This is a genomic window from Acidocella aminolytica 101 = DSM 11237 (genome assembly GCF_900129125.1).
GTDB lineage: Bacteria > Pseudomonadota > Alphaproteobacteria > Acetobacterales > Acetobacteraceae > Acidocella > Acidocella aminolytica.
Genome location: NZ_FQVJ01000038.1, coordinates 15,831 through 34,029, shown reverse-complemented (window position 1 = coordinate 34,029; position 18,199 = coordinate 15,831). Strand labels below are relative to the sequence as shown.

15 protein-coding genes and 1 tRNA gene are annotated in these 18,199 nt (G+C 59.2%); 10 read left to right on the top strand and 6 right to left on the bottom strand.

The window, feature by feature from the left end; all coding sequences use genetic code 11:
• Nucleotides 1–10: 10 nt before the first annotated feature.
• On the top strand, nt 11–736 hold the full coding sequence (locus tag BUB54_RS16325; protein ID WP_342351566.1) for a transposase: 726 nt from the start codon (nt 11–13) through the stop codon (nt 734–736).
• Nucleotides 737–846: 110 nt separating this feature from the next.
• Here the strand turns inward: BUB54_RS16325 and BUB54_RS16320 are convergent.
• A tRNA-Ala gene (locus BUB54_RS16320) sits at nt 847–922 on the bottom strand.
• Between the two features lie 133 nt (nt 923–1,055).
• Here BUB54_RS16320 and gltX point away from each other — a divergent pair.
• Genes gltX through der form a run of 4 tightly spaced genes read left to right on the top strand, consistent with a single transcriptional unit; the run spans nt 1,056 to nt 5,754 of the window.
• Nucleotides 1,056–2,405, top strand: coding sequence for a glutamate--tRNA ligase (gene gltX, locus BUB54_RS16315; RefSeq protein ID WP_048880103.1), 1,350 nt, complete (start codon nt 1,056–1,058; stop codon nt 2,403–2,405).
• Nucleotides 2,406–2,433: 28 nt separating this feature from the next.
• Entirely contained in the window at nt 2,434–3,099 is a 666-nt protein-coding gene (locus tag BUB54_RS16310; RefSeq protein ID WP_048880104.1) for a tetratricopeptide repeat protein, read from the top strand.
• Nucleotides 3,100–3,107: 8 nt separating this feature from the next.
• Nucleotides 3,108–4,415: an outer membrane protein assembly factor BamB family protein gene (locus BUB54_RS16305; RefSeq protein WP_048880105.1), complete on the top strand. Its 1,308-nt coding sequence runs from the start codon at nt 3,108–3,110 to the stop codon at nt 4,413–4,415.
• A complete protein-coding gene (der, locus tag BUB54_RS16300; RefSeq protein ID WP_048880106.1) occupies nt 4,408–5,754 on the top strand; it encodes a ribosome biogenesis GTPase Der in 1,347 nt (448 codons plus the stop codon). Before BUB54_RS16305 ends, der begins: the two co-directional genes overlap by 8 nt.
• 41 nt (nt 5,755–5,795) lie before the next feature.
• On the opposite strand, the gene BUB54_RS16295 is transcribed toward der, so the two are convergent.
• Nucleotides 5,796–7,235: a methyl-accepting chemotaxis protein gene (locus BUB54_RS16295; protein ID WP_052948433.1), complete on the bottom strand. Its 1,440-nt coding sequence runs from the start codon at nt 7,233–7,235 to the stop codon at nt 5,796–5,798.
• Between the two features lie 79 nt (nt 7,236–7,314).
• Nucleotides 7,315–9,111, bottom strand: a complete 1,797-nt coding sequence (locus BUB54_RS16290) for an ATP-binding cassette domain-containing protein (RefSeq protein WP_048880107.1) — start codon at nt 9,109–9,111, stop codon at nt 7,315–7,317.
• Nucleotides 9,112–9,613: 502 nt separating this feature from the next.
• On the opposite strand from BUB54_RS16290, the gene BUB54_RS16280 reads away from it, so the two are divergent.
• Nucleotides 9,614–10,105, top strand: coding sequence for a flavodoxin family protein (locus BUB54_RS16280; RefSeq protein WP_048880109.1), 492 nt, complete (start codon nt 9,614–9,616; stop codon nt 10,103–10,105).
• 70 nt (nt 10,106–10,175) lie between these two features.
• Here BUB54_RS16280 and BUB54_RS16275 read toward each other — a convergent pair whose 3' ends face one another.
• The 3 genes from BUB54_RS16275 to BUB54_RS16265 form a co-directional block, all read right to left on the bottom strand.
• On the bottom strand, nt 10,176–11,114 hold the full coding sequence (locus BUB54_RS16275; RefSeq protein ID WP_048880110.1) for a glycosyltransferase family 2 protein: 939 nt from the start codon (nt 11,112–11,114) through the stop codon (nt 10,176–10,178).
• Between the two features lie 84 nt (nt 11,115–11,198).
• Nucleotides 11,199–13,280, bottom strand: coding sequence for a putative bifunctional diguanylate cyclase/phosphodiesterase (locus BUB54_RS16270; protein ID WP_048880111.1), 2,082 nt, complete (start codon nt 13,278–13,280; stop codon nt 11,199–11,201).
• 110 nt (nt 13,281–13,390) lie between these two features.
• Complete coding sequence (locus tag BUB54_RS16265) at nt 13,391–14,893, bottom strand: aldehyde dehydrogenase family protein (protein ID WP_048880112.1); 1,503 nt, start codon at nt 14,891–14,893, stop codon at nt 13,391–13,393.
• Nucleotides 14,894–14,995: 102 nt separating this feature from the next.
• On the opposite strand from BUB54_RS16265, the gene BUB54_RS16260 reads away from it, so the two are divergent.
• The 4 genes from BUB54_RS16260 to BUB54_RS16250 all read left to right on the top strand — a co-directional run bounded on the left by BUB54_RS16260 (nt 14,996) and on the right by BUB54_RS16250 (nt 18,184).
• The gene (locus BUB54_RS16260) at nt 14,996–16,270 is read left to right on the top strand and encodes a nucleotide disphospho-sugar-binding domain-containing protein (protein ID WP_048880113.1); all 1,275 of its coding nucleotides are present in this window, start codon (nt 14,996–14,998) and stop codon (nt 16,268–16,270) included.
• A 181-nt stretch (nt 16,271–16,451) separates the two neighbouring features.
• Nucleotides 16,452–16,799, top strand: a complete 348-nt coding sequence (locus BUB54_RS16255) for a cupin domain-containing protein (protein ID WP_048880114.1) — start codon at nt 16,452–16,454, stop codon at nt 16,797–16,799.
• A 63-nt stretch (nt 16,800–16,862) separates the two neighbouring features.
• Nucleotides 16,863–17,078, top strand: a complete 216-nt coding sequence (locus tag BUB54_RS20455; RefSeq protein ID WP_139284958.1) for a hypothetical protein — start codon at nt 16,863–16,865, stop codon at nt 17,076–17,078.
• A complete protein-coding gene (locus BUB54_RS16250; RefSeq protein ID WP_048880115.1) occupies nt 17,075–18,184 on the top strand; it encodes an ABC transporter ATP-binding protein in 1,110 nt (369 codons plus the stop codon). Before BUB54_RS20455 ends, BUB54_RS16250 begins: the two co-directional genes overlap by 4 nt.
• The last annotated feature ends 15 nt before the right edge of the window (nt 18,185–18,199 follow it).

Genomic DNA, 18,199 nt, shown 5'->3' with positions numbered 1-18,199 from the left:
ACGCGCCGCGGTGACGAGCCACCGGACCGGATGCGTGACAAGCAGGCGCGGCTGGCGCGCATCCGTGCCGCCAAGGCCGCGCTTGAAGCTGAAGCCCGTGCTGCGGAAGCGGCCCGGCCGCGGCCGCCGCCCCCCCCCTGACGGCAGCCCTAAACCACAACCAGGCAGAACCCCAAAACACGAGCCAGGCAAACCCAAGCCCAAGACGCAGCACAATTTCACCGATCCGCAAAGCTGGATCATGAAAAGCCGCGATGGTTTCATCCAAGCGTACAACCCACAGGCTGCTGTCGATGCTGGCGTGCAGATCATCGTGGCGCATCGCCTCACCAACAATGGTTCTGATCAGGACGCCCTGTTGGCGCTACTCGATGCAGTCGAGGCAAATACTGGCGAGATGCCAAACGAAGTCTCCGCCGATAATGGCTTCTGTTCGGAGGTCAATCTTGAGGACCTCAACGCGTGCACGGTTTGCGGCTATGTGGCGGCCGGGCGCGCAAGCAAGCCAGGCAGCGGCAAAAAAGGCGGCAAGCTGGTTCAAGCCATGCTCGTCAGGCTCCGAAAAGGCGGGCATCAAAGCCGATATCGTATCCGAAAATACACCGTCGAACCTGTGTTTGGACACATCAAGAAGGCCAGAGGCTTCCGGCAATTCCTCCTCCCCGGTATCGATAAGGTAAAAGGAGAAAGGGCAATGATCTGCACTGCCCACGACCTCGCAATACTCACCGTGTGAGGAGTAGCGCCGCCCACTCGAAACAACTGCTCAACGCAGTCAAATGGCGCCCCAAAGATTACAGGGACAAGCTCCTAGGGCTTTGTCTTCTAAAAAACGAAAGAGAAATTTGGTGGAGCTAAGCGGAATCGAACCGCTGACCTTCTGCATGCCATGCAGACGCTCTACCAATTGAGCTATAGCCCCATACCACTTCGTGTCGCGGCGTATAAACCGGACTGGAGGAGGCTGGCAAGTGGGGGAGGAAAGAAATTTTATACCTCCTCTCCTTGCCTGTATCGCCTTCCCCCCGCTCGAAAAAAGGGCTAACCCCCGGCTGATGGTTAAAGTCCGCTTCGCCCCCAGCCCCACCGGCTATCTTCATGTTGGCAACGCCCGCGCGGCCTTGGTGAATTTCCTGTTCGCCCGGCATGAGGGCGGGCAATTCCTTCTCCGTCTGGACGATACCGACACAGAGCGCGGCCGCCCCGAATATGAACAGGGCATCTATGACGATCTGCGCTGGCTGGGCATTGAGTGGGACGAGGAAGCCAAGCAATCCTCCCGCGCTGCCCGATATCAGGAGGTCGCGGAACAACTCAAGGCCTCCGGGCGACTTTACCCCTGCTTTGAGAACGAGGACGAGCTAGCCGCCAAACGCGCCGCCCTCATCCGCCGCAAGCTGCCTCCAGTCTATGACCGCGCTGCCCTATCCATGACCGCCGAGCAGCGTGCCGCCGCCGAGGCCAATGGCAAAACTCCCTATTGGCGCTTCAAGCTCTCAGACGATTCAGCCAACTGGAACGATCTGGTCCTAGGCGGGCGCAGCATCAAACTAACCACAGTATCAGACCCCGTGCTCATCCGTGCCGACGGCACCCCGCTTTATACCTTCACCTCCGTGGTGGACGATGCGGATATGGGCATTACCCATATCATCCGGGGTGAGGACCACGTCTCCAACACAGCGGTACAAATCGACCTGTTCAAGGCCATCACCCGCAAGGTGCTACCGCGTTTTGCCCATCTGCCCCTCATTTCCGGCGGGGATGGAGAAAAACTCTCCAAGCGCATCGGTTCCATTTCCCTGAAATCGCTCCGCAAGGACGGCATCGAGCCCGCCGCGCTCTGCGCCTATCTCGCCCGTCTTGGCACCTCCAAAGACGCCGCGCCCTTGCCGCTGGCCGAGCTCATCGCGCAATTCTCGCTCAATGATTTCTCCCGCTCCCCACCGCGCTTCGATGCCTCTCAGCTACTGGGGCTGAATCGCAAGCTCTTGCACCATTTGCCCTATGAGGCCGTGCAGGCACGCCTACCCGAAGGCGCCGCCCCCGCCTTCTGGGACGCCGTGCGCGGCAATCTGGATATGCTTACCGAGGCCCGCCGCTGGTGGGAGGTGGTACATGGCGAAATCATCACTCCCGAATTACCGCCCGAGGCCCTACCCGTTATCAAGGCTGCCAGCGAGACCATTCCCGCGGAGATGACGCCGGAAAACTGGAAAGGCTGGGCCGCCGCCATTACCGCCGTCACTGGTGCCAAGGGGAAGGCTCTCTATCAGCCGCTGCGCTTGGCCCTCACGGGTGAGGAGCACGGCCCCGAGATGGCGCCGCTGCTGGCGCTAATGGGTCAAGAACGCGCCGCGAAACGTCTGGCTGCCTGCGTTGCCGCCAGCGCCCACCCCGGCTAAGACAAACCGGCAAAGAGGAAAGAGCCGCGTGGTCGATATTTTAGACGAAGTTGCCGAGGATCTGCGCCATGAACGGGCCATGCGGCTCGCCAAACGCTATGGCGTGCTGCTTATACTGGCCGCCGTTCTGGTTCTGGTAGGGGTGGCCGGGCAGGAATATTGGCAAGCCCACCAGAAGAAACTGGCCGACAAAGCGGCGACCCAATATCTCGCCATCACCCAGCCGGTTGATGAGCCCAGCGGCCAACTGACGCCGGACGAAGCCAAGGACGCAGCGAAGCAACTCGTGGGCTTTGCCGCCAACGCGCCGGAAACCTACAAGACCATGGCGCGGATGCGCGCCGCCGCTCTGTACGCAAACACCGGCGACACCGCGCAGGCCGCCGAACTCTGGACGCGGGTAGGCGCGGACGAAGCCGCCTCCCCTCTCATGCGCGACGTCGCCAATCTGCTTTTTGCCCAGCATGAGCTCGGCACCGCCAAGGATTCAGACATTCTGGCACGGCTCCAGCCCATGCTGCAGGCGAAAAACCCTTATCATGGCCTGGCGCGTGAAATGCAGGCGATGGTCTATCTAAACGAAGGCAACAAAGCGATGGCCAAGTCCCTGTTCACCCAAGTGCAGGATGACCCCACCGTGCCGCAAGGCACGCGCAGCCGCGCCCGCGCCATGCTCGCCAAGCTAAACGGATGAAACAGCCCATGATGCGCCGCCGTACCGCGACTATCGGCCTGCTCGGCCTGCTGGCCTCCTGCTCCTCGGCTAAAAAGCCGCCCATTCTAGGGGTGCAGATCCCCGTTCTGCCAGACCGCAGCGGCATGGATGTTTCCAGCAACGCCCCCGCCGTAAGCCTGCCCAGCGCCAATGCGCTGCAATCCTGGCCGCAGCCTCTGGCCAACCCGGCACACGCGCCGGGCAACGTGGCCGGTCCGGTCAGCTTCCAGGAAAGCTGGCAAGCGGAAATCGGCGATGCCGGCGGCTATCGGCAGCCTTTGGCCGCCAGCCCTGTGGCCTCTGGCGGGCACGTATTCACCATGGATTCCAGTGCGCATATCCGCGCCTTTTCCCTGGCTGACGGCCATGAAGTTTGGCGCATGAATACCCGCCCTAAACATAATAGCACCCAGAATATCGGCGGCGGCATCACTTTAGATTCAGGCAAACTCTACGCCAGCACCGGCTATGGCGAGGCCCTGGCCCTGGATGCCAAGTCCGGCAAAATCCTCTGGCGCCAGCCGCTAGACTTCCCGGCGCGCTCTGCTCCGCTGGTAGCGGGCGGGCTGGTGGCCATTGTCTGCCAAAACGACTTGCTGCTGACCTTCGACGAACAATCCGGTACGCCGGGCTGGCGCTTCTCCGGCGCGGTCGGCAAACCGCCAATGACCGCCGCCAGCGTCACTGGCGCCCCGGCCTTCGCTGACGGCATTCTGGTAGCCGGATTCTCCACCGGGCTGCTCGCGGCCATCGACTCCAATTCCGGCACCCCTGTTTGGGAGCAAAGCCTGGCCGCAGGCTTTGGCCAGTCCAGCACGCTGGACCTGTCAGATGTCGTGGCACCACCTGTCATCGCGGGTGGGGTGGTTTATGCCATCAATCTGGACGGCACTTTCATGGCGGTGGATCTGCATTCCGGCGCCAAGGTCTGGACGCATGAGGCCACCGGCACCCAGCCGCCCGCCGCATCCGGCGGGTTCCTGTTCCTGCTCGACTCCAAGGCCAAGCTGTTCGCCGTGCACGCAGACGACGGGCTGGTGAGCTGGTCTACCCAGCTTCAGCCCTTCAAGAACATGAAGAAGAAAAAGCACCCCATCATCTGGTCCGGCCCGTCCTTGGTGAACGGCACGCTAATCAGCGTGAGCGACCAAGGAGAAGCCGCCTTGGTGGATGCCATCACCGGCAAGCTGAAACAAACGATCAAGCTTGGCGCCCCCGCCGATCTGCCGCCCATCGCCGTGGATGGCAAGCTGTTACAGCTCACCCGCAATGCCCGTCTGACCGCCTATGGTTGAGCTCCCACGAGTCGTCATTGCCGGCCGGCCCAATGTCGGCAAATCCACCTTGTTCAACCGGCTTGTTGGCAGCCGTCTGGCGCTGGTGGCTGACACACCCGGCGTCACGCGTGACCGCAAGGAAGCCGTCTGCGAAATTGGCGGCCGCAAGGTGCTAATGGTAGACACGGCCGGGCTTGAGGAGGCCCCGCCGGACACGCTGCCGGGCCGTATGCGCGCCTCCACGTCAACGGCGGTGGACCAGGCGGATCTGGTGCTGTTCGTATTCGACGCAAAATCGGGCCTGATCCCCGAGGACCGGCATTTCGGCATCTGGCTGCGCCGGAAAGACCGGCCCGTGCTGGTCATCGCCAACAAAGCCGAGGGGCGCGGCGGCATAGCCAACGCCATGGAAGCCTATGAGCTCGGCTTCGGTGAGCCCGTGGCGATTTCCGCCGAGCATAATGAAGGCGTGTACGATCTCATGAACGAGATCGCGAGCCGCCTACCGGATGAGGAAACCCCTGCCGAGGATGAGGAGAACAAACCGCTTCACCTCGCCATTGTCGGCCGCCCAAACGCGGGCAAATCCACCATGCTGAATTATCTGCTGGGCGAGCAGCGCATGATCACTGGCCCCGAACCGGGCCTGACGCGCGACGCCGTCTCCGCCGATTTCGAAGGGCCAGACGGTAAACTCTACCGCGTGGTGGACACAGCCGGGCTGCGCAAGCGCGCGAAAGTGGATGTCGGGCTAGAAAAAATGTCCACCTCCTCCTCGATCGAAGCACTGAAGCGCGCCGAAATGGCGGTTCTAGCCATCGACGCCATCCAGGGCGTGCAGGAGCAGGATCTCCAAATCGCCCGCCTTATCGAGCGCGAAGGCCGCGCCTGCGTGATAGCACTCACCAAATGGGACGCGGTGGAAGATCGTCCAGACGCGAAAAAAGCCGCCTTGGACCGTATCTCCATCTCACTCAGCCAGATGAAAGGCATCACCCTGGTGCCGCTCTCGGCGGAAACCGGCGAAGGGATAAAAAAACTCTTCCCTGCCATCCGCGATACCTACGAGAAATGGAATCTGCGCATCCCCACCAGCCAGCTCAACCGCTGGTTCGAGGCCGCCTTGGAACGCTTCCCGCCGCCTTTGGTGGATGGCCGCCGCCTGAAGCTGCGCTACATCACCCAGATCAAGGCCCGCCCCCCGACCTTCGCCTTGTTCGGCACGCGCGCCGAGCAGGTGCCGGAGACCTACCAGCGCTATCTGGTGAACTCCCTACGAGAAGTGTTCGAGATGCCGGGCGTGCCCATCCGCATCTATCTGCGCGGTACGGAAAATCCGTTCAAAGGCCGGGATTAGACCTCATTTATAAGGGCTTCCCACGAGAAGCCCTTATACCCTCAAATCACTAATGCCGTCTCCCGGGTTGGGCGGGAAACAGTGCCGCCCGCCAGCCGGAATTTCAGCAACAAGCCCTCCAGCGTTTCCGCGTCCTCATTCAGGGCGTGGCTGGCGGCATTGGCTTGCTCCACCAGCCGGGCATTTTTGCCGCGCACCTCGTTCATCTGGGCCAGAGCTTTATCCATGTCGGTCAAGCCTATCCCTTGCTGCCGGGCTGCATCCGCGACGGCGTTGATCATGCCGTTCAACTGCTCCACATGCGTGACAATCCGGGTCAGCGCCGCGCCCGCCTCACCCACCAGCCGCACCCCCGCCTCAACCTGCGCGCCAGAGGTGGAAACCAGCGCCTTAATCTCCTTGGCGGCATCAGCGGAACGCTGGGCCAGTGCTCGCACCTCCGTCGCCACAACGGCAAAGCCACGCCCCGCATCCCCAGCACGGGCGGCCTCAACCCCGGCATTCAGCGCCAGCAGGTTGGTCTGGAAGGCGATCTCGTCAATCACACCAATAATATTGCCTATCTGGCGGGAAGAGGCTTCAATCTCGCCCATCGCATTCACAGCCTCCCGTACCACGCCGCCTGACTGCTCAGCCTCCTTGCGGGCACTGGTGACCACACGGCTGGCCTCGCTGGTGCCATTGGCGGCATTGCGGGCGGAACTGGTGATCAACTCCATTGCCTCAGCAGTACGGCACAATGCGTTTTCAGTCTGGGTAGTGCCACGCGCCAGATCATCCGCTGACTGGGCCATCTGCCGGGCACTAGCGCGCACGCCGCCACTATTGCCCCGCACCGCCTGCATGGTTTCCGCAAGCTGCTCCAACGCGGCGTTAAAATTCTTCCGCAGCCGGTCATACTCACCGGGAAACGCTGTCGTCAGCTGGTTTTGCAGGTCGCCGCGGGCCAACGCCTCAAGCCCATGGCCCAACGACTCCATCACGCTATGCTGCTGACGCGCCACCGCCTCGCGCTCAGCGATAATCTGCGCTTCCGCTTCTTTAATCGCGGTCAGGTCCTGTAGCGTTTCAACAACAAAATTCGTCTCGCCATCCGGGCCGCGCAACGGCCCCGCGTCAATCCGCAGATAACGCCGCTTGCCGCAGGGCAGATCGCACCAGTTCTGCGCCAGCATCCTGCCATCCTTGGCGGCTTGGTCTGAATGGGCGGCATACAGCGCCCCTGCTCTCTCCTGCGCACCTTGCAAAACAAGATCCGCTAAGCAGGGCCGGGCCTGTTGATAAAAGCCACGCCAATGGTTGCTGGTACCCATGACCTCATGCGCGGGCAGACCCGTTAATTCAGCGCAAGCCTCATTCCAGAACACCACCTCACCCTTGGCGTTCAATACGAACATCGGCACGACCATGTGATGCAGGATGACCTCAAAGGGCAATTCCCGCGTTCCGGCATCCAGCCCGCGCTTACTCCAAAAACTCATCCACCCGGCTCCGCTTGCGTTTCTTAACAGCAACAATAGAACCAGAATAATTTAACAAAACCTAAGCAAACCTGCTGTTTCAGCCCTCTTTCAGCATCTCTAGCTCCAGCCAGCGCTCCTCGGCTTTTTCCAGCTTGGCGTGCAGGTCCGCCAGCGCCGCCGTGGCCTGGGCGAATTTCTTGGGATCTTTAGTATAAAGGTCCGGCGTAGCCAGAATGTCTTCTAGCTGGGCCATCTGTAACTGCAGCTTGGCGATATCCCCATTGAGTTGTTTCAACTCATGCTGCTCCTTAAAGGAAATTTTGGTTTTCGCGGAGGCAATTACGGCCGGCGCTTGTTTGGGCGCTGTTCTTTTCTCAGCTTTTTCAGCCTTCACCACCTCAATCCCCGCCCCACGCTGAGCCAGCATATCAGAATAACCGCCCGCATATTCCACCCAGCGCCCCCGCCCTTCGAACATCAGCACCGAGGTACAAACGCGGTCCAGAAAGTCTCGATCATGGCTGACCACAATTACCGTACCCGGATAATCGCCCAGCATCTCCTGCAACAAATCCAGCGTTTCCAGATCAAGATCGTTGGTCGGTTCATCCAGCACTAGCAGGTTGGAAGGCTTGGTCAGCGCCAGCGCCAGCAATAGCCGCCCGCGCTCCCCGCCCGAAAGCGTGCCCACTGGCGTGCGCGCCTGCTCCGGCTTGAACAGAAAGTCCTTCATATAGCCAATCACATGCCGCGCCTGACCGCCCACCACCACTTGGTCGCTATTGCCGCCAGTCAGCGTATCCGCCAGGGACGCGGCCGGGTTTAAATCCGCGCGCTGCTGATCAAGCGTCACCACATCCAGGGCAGAGCCCAGCTTCACCGCGCCGAAGTCAGGCACCATTTGGCCAAGAATCAATTTCAACAGCGTGGATTTCCCCGCGCCATTGGGGCCGACAATGCCCAGCCTGTCCCCGCGCAGCACACGAAAAGTCAGGTTATTCACCACCTGTTTCTCGCCAAAGCTCTTAAAGATGCCATCCGCATCCACCACAATCCTGCCAGAAGTCGCGGCATCCAGCGTGGCCAGCTTGGCGGTGCCAAGCTTATGGGTAAAATTCCGCCGCTCAGCCCGCAGCGTATGCAACCCGGCCAGACGCTTCACATTGCGTTTGCGCCGCGCCGTCACGCCATAACGCAACCAATCTTCCTCACGGGCGATCTTACGGCCCAGCTTGTGGAATTCCTGCTCCTCCTGCTCCAGCACCTCATCGCGCCAAGCCTCGAAATGCGCGAAGCTCTTATCCAGCCGCCGCGTCTGCCCTCGATCCAGCCAGACCATGGAGCGGGAGAGATTTTCCAGAAACCGCCGGTCATGGGAGATCAGTACCAACCCGGAGGACACCGATTTCAGTTCCCCTTCCAGCCATTCAATCGCGGGCAGGTCGAGATGGTTGGTCGGCTCGTCCAGCAGCAACAAGTCTGGCTCCGGCGCCAGAATACGTGCCAGCGCCGCCCGGCGGGCCTCACCGCCTGAAAGATGGCTGGGCTTTTCAGCTCCGCTCAGCCCCAACTCGCCCAGCAAATACCGGACGCGATATTCATCATCATTCGGCCCCAGCCCGGCCAGAACATACTCCATCACATCCGCATAGGCGGAGAGGTCCGGCTCCTGCGGCAGATAGCGCATAGTGGCACCCGGCTGAAAAAACCGCGTTCCACCATCAAATGGCACCTCACCCGAGGCGATTTTCAAAAGGGTGGATTTGCCCGAGCCATTGCGGCCCACAAGGCAGATACGCTCCCCCGCGCCAACGGAGAGCGTCGCGCGCTCCAGAAGCGGCACGGAGCCAAGCGTAAGGGAGATGTCGGTCAGAAGAAGTAAGGGCGGCGCCATGTGTGCTGTTTGGCCCAAGCAACACCTTGGTTCAAGCCGCGCTTATTGTTGTTGCAGCGGTTTAGCCGGGCCGGACGACGTATAACTGGCCGAAGGCGGCAAAGGTGGCAAAGATGGCGGCCTATACGCAGTTGCCGGCGGCGTGCAGGTCGCAGGGATGGGGGAGGCGGCAACCGGCGCATCGGCCGGTGCGGGCGCTGACGAATCGGCCGTATGTTTCCGCTCATACACCCGCCCCGCCTCAAAGCCCTGGTCGAAGGCTTCTTTTTCTGCCTTTTTCAGGTCGGCTGGGGTTAATGTAATGGCGTTAAGGGCCACAGGCTGAGCCGACGAGCCGGGGCGCGGAAGCGCACACCCGGACAACAACATCACTAAACTGGCCCCCAGCAAAATACGGTGAGGACTGAAAGCGGACTTCATCATTACCGTCTGCATAGCCTAGCTCCATCTTCCCGTCACGCGGGGCTTTTCCATTTTAATGCGCGCGGGCAGGATACAAGGCATGAAGCGCCTGCTGATTGTTCACTACAGCCTCACCGGCGGCACTGCGCAGATGGCCGAAGCTGCGGAGCAAGCTGCCGCCCAGGAAGCCAGCGTGGAAATACGCCACCTGACCGCGCTCGAAGCCGGACCGCGCGACATGCGGGAAGCTGACGGCTATTTATTCGCCACGCCGGAGATGCTGGCCGCCATGGCGGGACTCATGAAAGATTTTTTCGATCGCTGTTATTATCCGCTGCTCGGCCAGATTGAGGGGCGCCCTTACGCCGCGATGATCTGTGCCGGAACCGACGGCACCAACGCCGCTCGGCAAATGGCCCGAATCGCCACTGGCTGGCGCCTGCGCGCCGTGGCCGAGCCGCTGATCCTGCGCAATGGCGCCCAAACACCACACGCTATCCTCGCCCCCAAACACTGGCCCGCCGCCAGCCTGACCCGCTGCGAGGAACTAGGCCAAGCCCTCGCCGCCGGATTGGCGTTGGGCGTGTTTTAACGCCAAAATGCCGATAATGTAGTTTATTCTGATTTCTAAACCAATTGGCTGGCTCACAAAATCTGCTTATTTACTCCTCAAACCCGTGCTTCCCGCGTACCAGATAAACCGGCCTCCGCTTCGTTTCTATATAGATACGGCCTATATATTCGCCCAACACTCCGATACTGATAAGTTGCACGCTGCCAAAAAACGTCACCGCCACAAAAATTGAGGCATATCCCGGCACGGTATTACCAAACAAAACCGTCTTCACCACAATGAACAATGCATAAGCCAACGCCACAACCGCACCCAACGCTCCCAGATAAGTCCAGATTTTCAACGGCGCCGTGGAAAAGCTGGTGAACCCCTCCAGAGCGAAATTCCATAGGCGGAACCCCGAAAATTTACTTTTCCCCGCAGCACGCGGCGGGCGCTTATAATCCAGTGTCACGGTTTTGAAGCCCAGCCACGCAAACATCCCTTTCATGAAACGTTGCCGTTCGGGCAACATTTTCAAGGCCTCCACCACAGCGCGGTCCATCAGCCGGAAATCTCCAACATTCTCGGGCAAATCGATATTCGAAATGCGGCTGTTTAATTTATAAAACATCGCCGCTGTGGCGCGCTTGAGCGCACCGTCCGTTGAACGGTCCACCCGACGCGCCAAAACCACTTCGGCCCCTTCATGCCAAGCCGCAACCATCTTCTTTATCAATTCCGGTGGGTCCTGAAGATCCGCATCCATCGGTATCACAGCCGCGCCGCGCGCAGCATCCAGTCCGGCGGTCATCGCGGCTTCCTTGCCGAAATTTCGTGATAATTCCACCACTTTGAACCGCGCATCCTTCCGCGCAAGAGCCAGAAGCGCAGCCAACGTAGCATCGCGGCTACCATCATCCACACAGATAATTTCCCATTCCGATTCCGGTATGGATTCCAGAATTGGGAGCACAGCAGACGCTAAGGCCGCAACACCATCCTCCTCGTTATAAAACGGCACAACAAGAGAGAGCAGGTGTGGCATGGACGTTCTCTGACTATTGGCGAGTCTTATGGTTCAAGCATAATTACCCCCACACATCCACCTCACTATAACCGTCAGACCTTCTCAGGCGGGAACAGCCCTGCCGCCCGTACAAGCAACCCGGGCCAGCAAGGGGCCGACATCCGCTTCCGGCATCGGCCGTCCCAGTAGAAAGCCTTGAACCTGCCCGCACCCAGCCTTGCGCAGAATATTCAACTGCGCCTCTGTTTCCACCCCTTCCGCCAGCACCGCCATCCCTAACGCCGCGCCCAGCCCAATAATCGCCCGGGTGACAATCTGGGCATCCTGGCTGGCGGCAATCTCGCGGGTAAAGGATTTATCAATCTTCAGCCGTTCGAACGAGAAACGATGCAGATAGCTCAGGCTGGAATATCCCGTCCCGAAATCATCAATCGCCAACCCCACCCCCAGGGTCTTCAGAGCCGCTAGAGCGGCCTGCACCTGACCGGTCTGCTCCAGCATCGCCCCTTCCGTTAGCTCCAACTCCAACCGGCATGGGGCCAAGCCACTGCGGACAAGCGCCGCGTGCACCCGCTCCGGCAAAGCGGGGTCTTTTAGCTGAATGGGGGAGAGATTAACCGCCACGCGCAGGTCATTAGGCCAGGTAAGCGCGGCGCGGCACGCTTCCTCCAACACATAATCACCCAAAGCGTTAATCATGCCGCCAGCCTCCGCAAGCGGAATAAACTCATCCGGCCCGATCAAGCCACGTATCGGATGCTGCCACCGGGCCAGCGCTTCAAACCCCCGCAACTGCAATCCGCCACAATCATACAAAGGCTGAAAAAACAGCAGCACCTCACGCTTATGCAGAGCGTTCTGGAACTCCTGTTCAAGTTGATGGCAGCGCAGCAGCCGGGCGCTCATTTCGGGCGTAAACAAGCACACCTGCCCGCCCCCCGCGGCCTTGGCCTCACGCAACGCGATATCCGCCGCGTTCAGCAACGTTTCCGCGCCTTTCTTAGCCTCCTCGCCACAGACCAGGCCGACGGAAGCGCCAATCTGCATTGTCACGCCCTCCACCACAAAGGGCGCGGACAACAAAGCCACAACCTCCTGGGCAAAGAAGGAGGCCGCCTCAACAGACGGCGCCTCTGCCCGCAGCACCACAAACTCATCGCCCCCCGGCAAGGCCAGTACATCTTTCTCTTGCAGCAGCGTTAGCAATCGCTGGGCGGCTTGGCAGAAAAGCTGCTCCACCAGTTCCCGCCCGAATAAATCATTCACAGACTTCAGCCGCTCCAGACCGATGCTCAGCAACATGGGGTATGCGCCTGGCTTTTCCGCTAGCTTGTCGAGCTGTTCGTACAACCCCCGGCGATTTAGCAGCCCCGTCAGATCATCATGCCGGGCCAAATGCCAAAGGCGCTTGGCCTCCTGCTCGCGTTCCGCCAATTTCACATCCGCCGTGGCGCTGATCAGCAGCGTAATGAGCAGCAGCAAACTCACGCCAGCAATGGCAATCGCCAGACTTCCTTTATTGGCACCCGCGAAAGAGATTGCCTGGCCCCCCTGCTGCGGCGACAGCACCAGCCCGGCCATGGCAGTAAAATGTAACCCGCAAATGCTGGCGGCCAGCATCAGACAGGCCTGCACCGGGCGCTCTGTTCTGGCACGTATCTTGGCCCGCAAGGCGAGCGCGGCAAACACACACCCCATGATGATACTAGCCACCACCAGAGAGGACTTATAGCTGAAGCTGCCGCACAGCTCCATCGCCGACATGCCGACAAAATGCATCGCCGCGATTGCGCCGCCCAAGATTACGCCGGACAACGCCCAAATATAACGCGTGTTCCACCGCCAGATCAGCAACGCAAAGGCCGGCATCGCCGCCAGAATGGCCACGATGATGGAAAGCACCGTGCGCAACGCATTATAAAAAATCGGGATACCGGGGTCGAACGCCAGCATGGCGATGAAATGGGTCGCCCAGACATCCGCCCCAAAGCTAAGGCATAAGGCCAAAAACCACCCAACACGACGCAACCCACGCAGCGTAACAGCACGCCGCAGCAAGATCATCACCGCATAGGATCCTATGAGGCACAGGCCCAAAGCCAGCGCCACTAAAATCACACTGAATTGGCTTGCCCATAGCAGCAGCCTTGGCAAGTCAAAAGGCCCCACCTGCAACTCTCCCATGCCGCTTAAACTATGTTGGGAATTGTGCGATGGCAGCCTTAACGAACCCTTAATCGGCCCCTGATAAAGGACAGCTGTTCTACTATAGAATTAAACAGACTACTTATTCTTCAGCTATGTTTGCGCCCCTCGGTCTCATAAAACCATTCGTCCGGGTAAGGATACCACCAGCCCTGAATCCTGGGCTTATGGTCAATCACCACCATCTTGCTGCGCCTGAACGTGTCCAGCCCAAGCCTTGAAAGCTCCCGTCCCAGCCCGGATTGCTTCCAGCCGCCAAAAGGCAGCGCGTCATTATCAATCAGCGGATTGTTCACCCAAACCATTCCGGCCTCCAGCCGTTCAGCCGCTTCCATCGCTTCCTCCAGCGATGTGGTGAAGATAGAGGCCCCCAGCCCAAAGGGCGTATCATTCGCGTGCGTAATCGCCTCACCCAGACTTTCCACCTTCATCACGGCGGCCACAGGGCCAAAACATTCTTCCCGCATAATTGCCATATCTGGAGTGCAACCGGTGAGAATGGTCGGTTCATAGAACCAGCCCACCGGCTCGGACGGTGGAATCCGTCCGCCGGTCAACACGTCTGCCCCTTTGGCCTTGGCCTCGGCCACCAGCCGTATCACCTTCTCCCGCGCGGCTTCGGAGACCAGCGGGCCGATCTCGGATTTTTTCAGCCCATTGCCGATTCGCAGCGCACGGGTTTTTGTCGCGAACAGGCGTAGAAATTCATCATGCACCGGCGTCTCCACAAATAGCCGCTCGGCAGAGGTGCAAACCTGCCCAGTGAGATGAAACGCGGCCGTCACCGCCCCCGCCGCCGCAACCTCCAGCGGCGCCAGCGCCGTGACAATCAACGGGTCCGACCCGCCAGCCTCGATTACCGCCGGTTTCATCTGCGCCGCCGCCGCCATCGCCACTGCCCGCCCCGCCGAAACTGACCCCGTGAACGCCACGGCATTGGTCTTGGGGCTTTCAATCAGCGCCACTGCCAACTCGGCGCCGCCGGGCAAACAGGCCATCAGCCCCGCTGGCAAGTCGGCGAAAACGCCCATGAATTCCAGAGTGGAAAGTGTCGCCGCCAAAGCGGGTTTAACGATGCAGCCATTCCCCGACGCTAGTGAGGCCGCAACCGTCCAGCACATCAGCAGCACGGGAAAGTTGAACGGCATGATATGGACAGACAACCCTAACGGCTCATACCGCGCAAACTGAAAACTGCCCGCCTGGGTCGAGCCCGCCACCTTGCCTGCCTCATCCCGGGCCATTTCCGCGAAATACCGGAACACGCCCGCGCAGTTGGCCAACTCACCAATGGCATCCGGATAGGTCTTTCCCATTTCCCTGCACATCAATTCAGCACAGCGTCGCAAATCAGCCGCCTCAATCCGGTTGGCGACCTTATGTAGCGCGGCCGCCCGGCTTTTCGCGTCCAGTTGTGCCCAGGTACGCTGGGCGACACGCGCGGCATCCAGCGCGGCCTCACGTTCAGCCATTGTGGTCTCGGCGATTCTTCCCACCTCGGCCAGCGTTGCGGGGTCAGTCACAGTCAGCATTTGCCCCTTAGCCGGGCGCCAACTGCCGGAAAAATAGACGGGGCCGAAGCAGTCAAACATCTAAAATCCTTTGCATCAGTACCTTTGCCCACAAAATTAGCGGTTGACGTGTTTATTTTTTTAATCGTAGGTTTTCCCCCACGTCCAATCAATAAGGTTTGTATGCCAAAAACCATCGCGTTTTTCCCAGAGGCTGCTTTTGGTCCCGCGCTCAACTCAGTTGGCATCGCGCAGGCTGTAGCCAAGTTGGGCCATCGGCCGGTTTTTCTGTCTGACCCGGGCTTTGTCCCGGTCTATGAAGGCTATGGTTTTGAGGCGCATCCGATTCATCTCTCGGCCCCTATGCCGCCCGAGCAGATGGCGAAATTCTGGGAAGATTTTATCAACGGCCACATTCCGAATTTTCGTAAGTCCCCGTACGATCAGATCGATAATTACGTGAAGGATTGCTGGACCGCGATCGTAGACAGCGCCAAATGGGCACAAAAAGACCTGCCCGGCGTACTGTCGGAGATAAATCCGAACATAATCTGTGTGGATAATGTAATTCTGTTTCCTGCGATCAAACAATTCGGCAAACCATGGGTGCGGATCATCTCCTGTTCCGAGAACGAGATCGAGGACCCGGACATTCCCCCACACTTATCCGGTTGCGGTGAAAAAGACCTTGCCTGCCATGCCGCCTTCCGGGCGCAGTTCAACGAGGTCATTGCGCCGATCCATGCTGAATTCAACAATTTTTTAACAGATTGTAACGAGACACCTTACCCAACCGGGCAATTCTTTGAGACCTCGCCTTACATGAATCTTCTGCTCTACCCTGAGCCCGTGGCCTTTCAGCGCCGCCACCCCCTGGACCCGCAACGCTTTCAATATCTCGAAGGTTGTGTGCGCCAGGAAAAGCCATACGAGATCCCATCCTTCCCCCGCAACAACGATAAGCCGCTGCTCTATGTCAGTTTCGGCAGTCTGGGGGCTGGCGATACAGAGCTATTAAAGCGCATCATCATGGTCATTGGCACCCTGCCCTATCGCGCTTTGGTGAATGTGGGCGACTACAAAGCCGCCTATGACGATGTGCCGGAGAACGTGCTCGTCGACAGCTGGTTTCCACAGCCTTCCGTCATCGCGCAGGTGGATGCGGTGATCCACCATGGCGGCAATAACAGCTTCACAGAATGTCTGTATTTCGGCAAACCAGCAATCATTATGCCCTATGTCTGGGACGGACACGATAACGCAACCCGCGTGCAAGAAACCGGGCACGGCTTCAAAATGCCGCGCTATGACTGGCCGAATGAGGAGCTTGAGAAAAAATTACGTATATGCATCGAAGATCGTGTCATGCAGGCCAGGCTGGCAAAAACAGCTGCTCACATGCAAGCGCATAATGGGCCGGAAAAAGCGGCACGAATTCTGCATAAGCTTGTATCATGATTGACTCTTCCTTACCCGGTACGGTTCCCCAAACCGCGCCGCGCACCGTCACGTACCCGCCCTGCCAAGCGGTCTGTGCTCCACAGTCAAGCGGCGGCTCTGTCTTCAGTTTTATGAAGCAGACTCGTCTGTTTCTGGCGCCTGTCTTCCTCACGTTTGTTTGATCTGAACGGAACCCCCGATGTCCAGCGCGCCTTATCTTCGTGCCCCCCTCGCCCAGACGGATCTGGTGGATTGGGGTGTGATACCGTCCATGATCGAAGGCACCAGCACCACCGCCGGGCTTCTCATCCACAAGGGACCAAACGGTGAATCCGAGTGTGGGCTATGGACCTGCACGCCCGGCAAGTGGGCCTGCCATGTCACGCGTGATGAATTCTGTCACTTCCTGGAAGGAAGCGCGACTTATTTGCATGAATCCGGTGAGACCATCGAAATCACGCCCGACACCGCCGCTTTTTTTCCAAAAGATTGGCGTGGCGTTTGCACAGTGCATGAGACTGTGAAAAAACTGTATATGATTCGTTAGTAACAGCCGGAAAGGTATTCGGTTTGGAACGGATAGAAGAACAAGAATATAGGAGCTTGCCGCTTGTCGGCTGAGGTCGCACGGCTCGCCTTGAATGGCGGCATTTCCCCACCGGCTGCTGGCTTGGCAGCCTTCACCCTTTTTCTGTGCCATAGTTTGGTGTGCCGCATTTTTCATCTGGGCCACCACGTTCTGACGAGAAGAATAGCAATTCACAGACGCGGCGGCGGCGCACCAACCGCTCACCACGCCTTTTTCAAAACCGGAGCCTTTGCATGACCCCCCCCTCTTCCAACCGCCATGATGTCAGGCTGGAGAACGTCATAAAACAGTTTGGCGGCTTGACTGTTGTTGACAATATTTCCCTCACCGTCAAAGGTGGCGAGTTCTTCTCGTTGCTCGGCCCCTCGGGCTGCGGCAAATCCACCACCCTTTCGATGATCGGCGGGTTCGAAAACCCAACTTCCGGCGCAATTTATCTGGACGGCGAGGATGTCAGCCGCCAGCAGCCTTACAAGCGCGATGTGAACACGGTGTTTCAGTCTTACGCGCTGTTTCCGCATCTCGATATTTTTGAGAATGTCGCCTTCGGGTTGCGGCGCAAGGGGTTACCAAAAGCTGAAATTGAATCCCGCGTCAAAGAGATGCTGGATCTTGTGGACCTTACCAAATTCACCAGACGCAAACCGGGGCAGATCTCCGGCGGCCAGGCGCAGCGCGTAGCACTCGCCCGCGCGCTGGTGAACCGGCCCAAACTTCTGCTGCTGGACGAACCTTTGGGCGCGCTCGACCTTAAGCTCCGTAAGCAAATGCAGATCGAGCTGAAGCGGATTCAAAGCGAAATCGGCATTACCTTCTTGTTCGTCACGCACGACCAGGAGGAAGCGATGGCCATGTCCGACCGGCTAGCGGTGATGAATAACGGCAAAATTGAACAGGTGGGCACCCCGGCCGAAGTTTATGACCATCCTGCAACAGAATTCGTTGCTTCCTTCCTTGGCGCATCGAACCTAATTCCCGGCACGATCGTACAGCGCAAAGCTGATACCGTGCAGGTCAAGCTAGAGGATGGCGCGCTGGTGACGCTGCCTGCCGCGGCCTTACAGCCCGGCACCGGCAACGACGTCAAAATCGGCGTGCGGCCTGAAAAATTCCATGTACTGGCGCCAGCTGAAAACGCTGAGCCAGGCTGGAACATGATCGAGGCAAAGGCGGGCGTCTCGGTCTATCTTGGTGTCAGCCGCCAATACATGATGGAAAGCAAAACCGGGCGGCCGCTAAGCGTTTATGCGCAAAATTCCGGCCGCAGCGAAGATCTTGCCCATGGCGAAACGGTGCGCCTAGCCTGGAACCCGGCCCACACATTCGCTGTCAAGGCAAACTAGACTTAACCCGAAGGA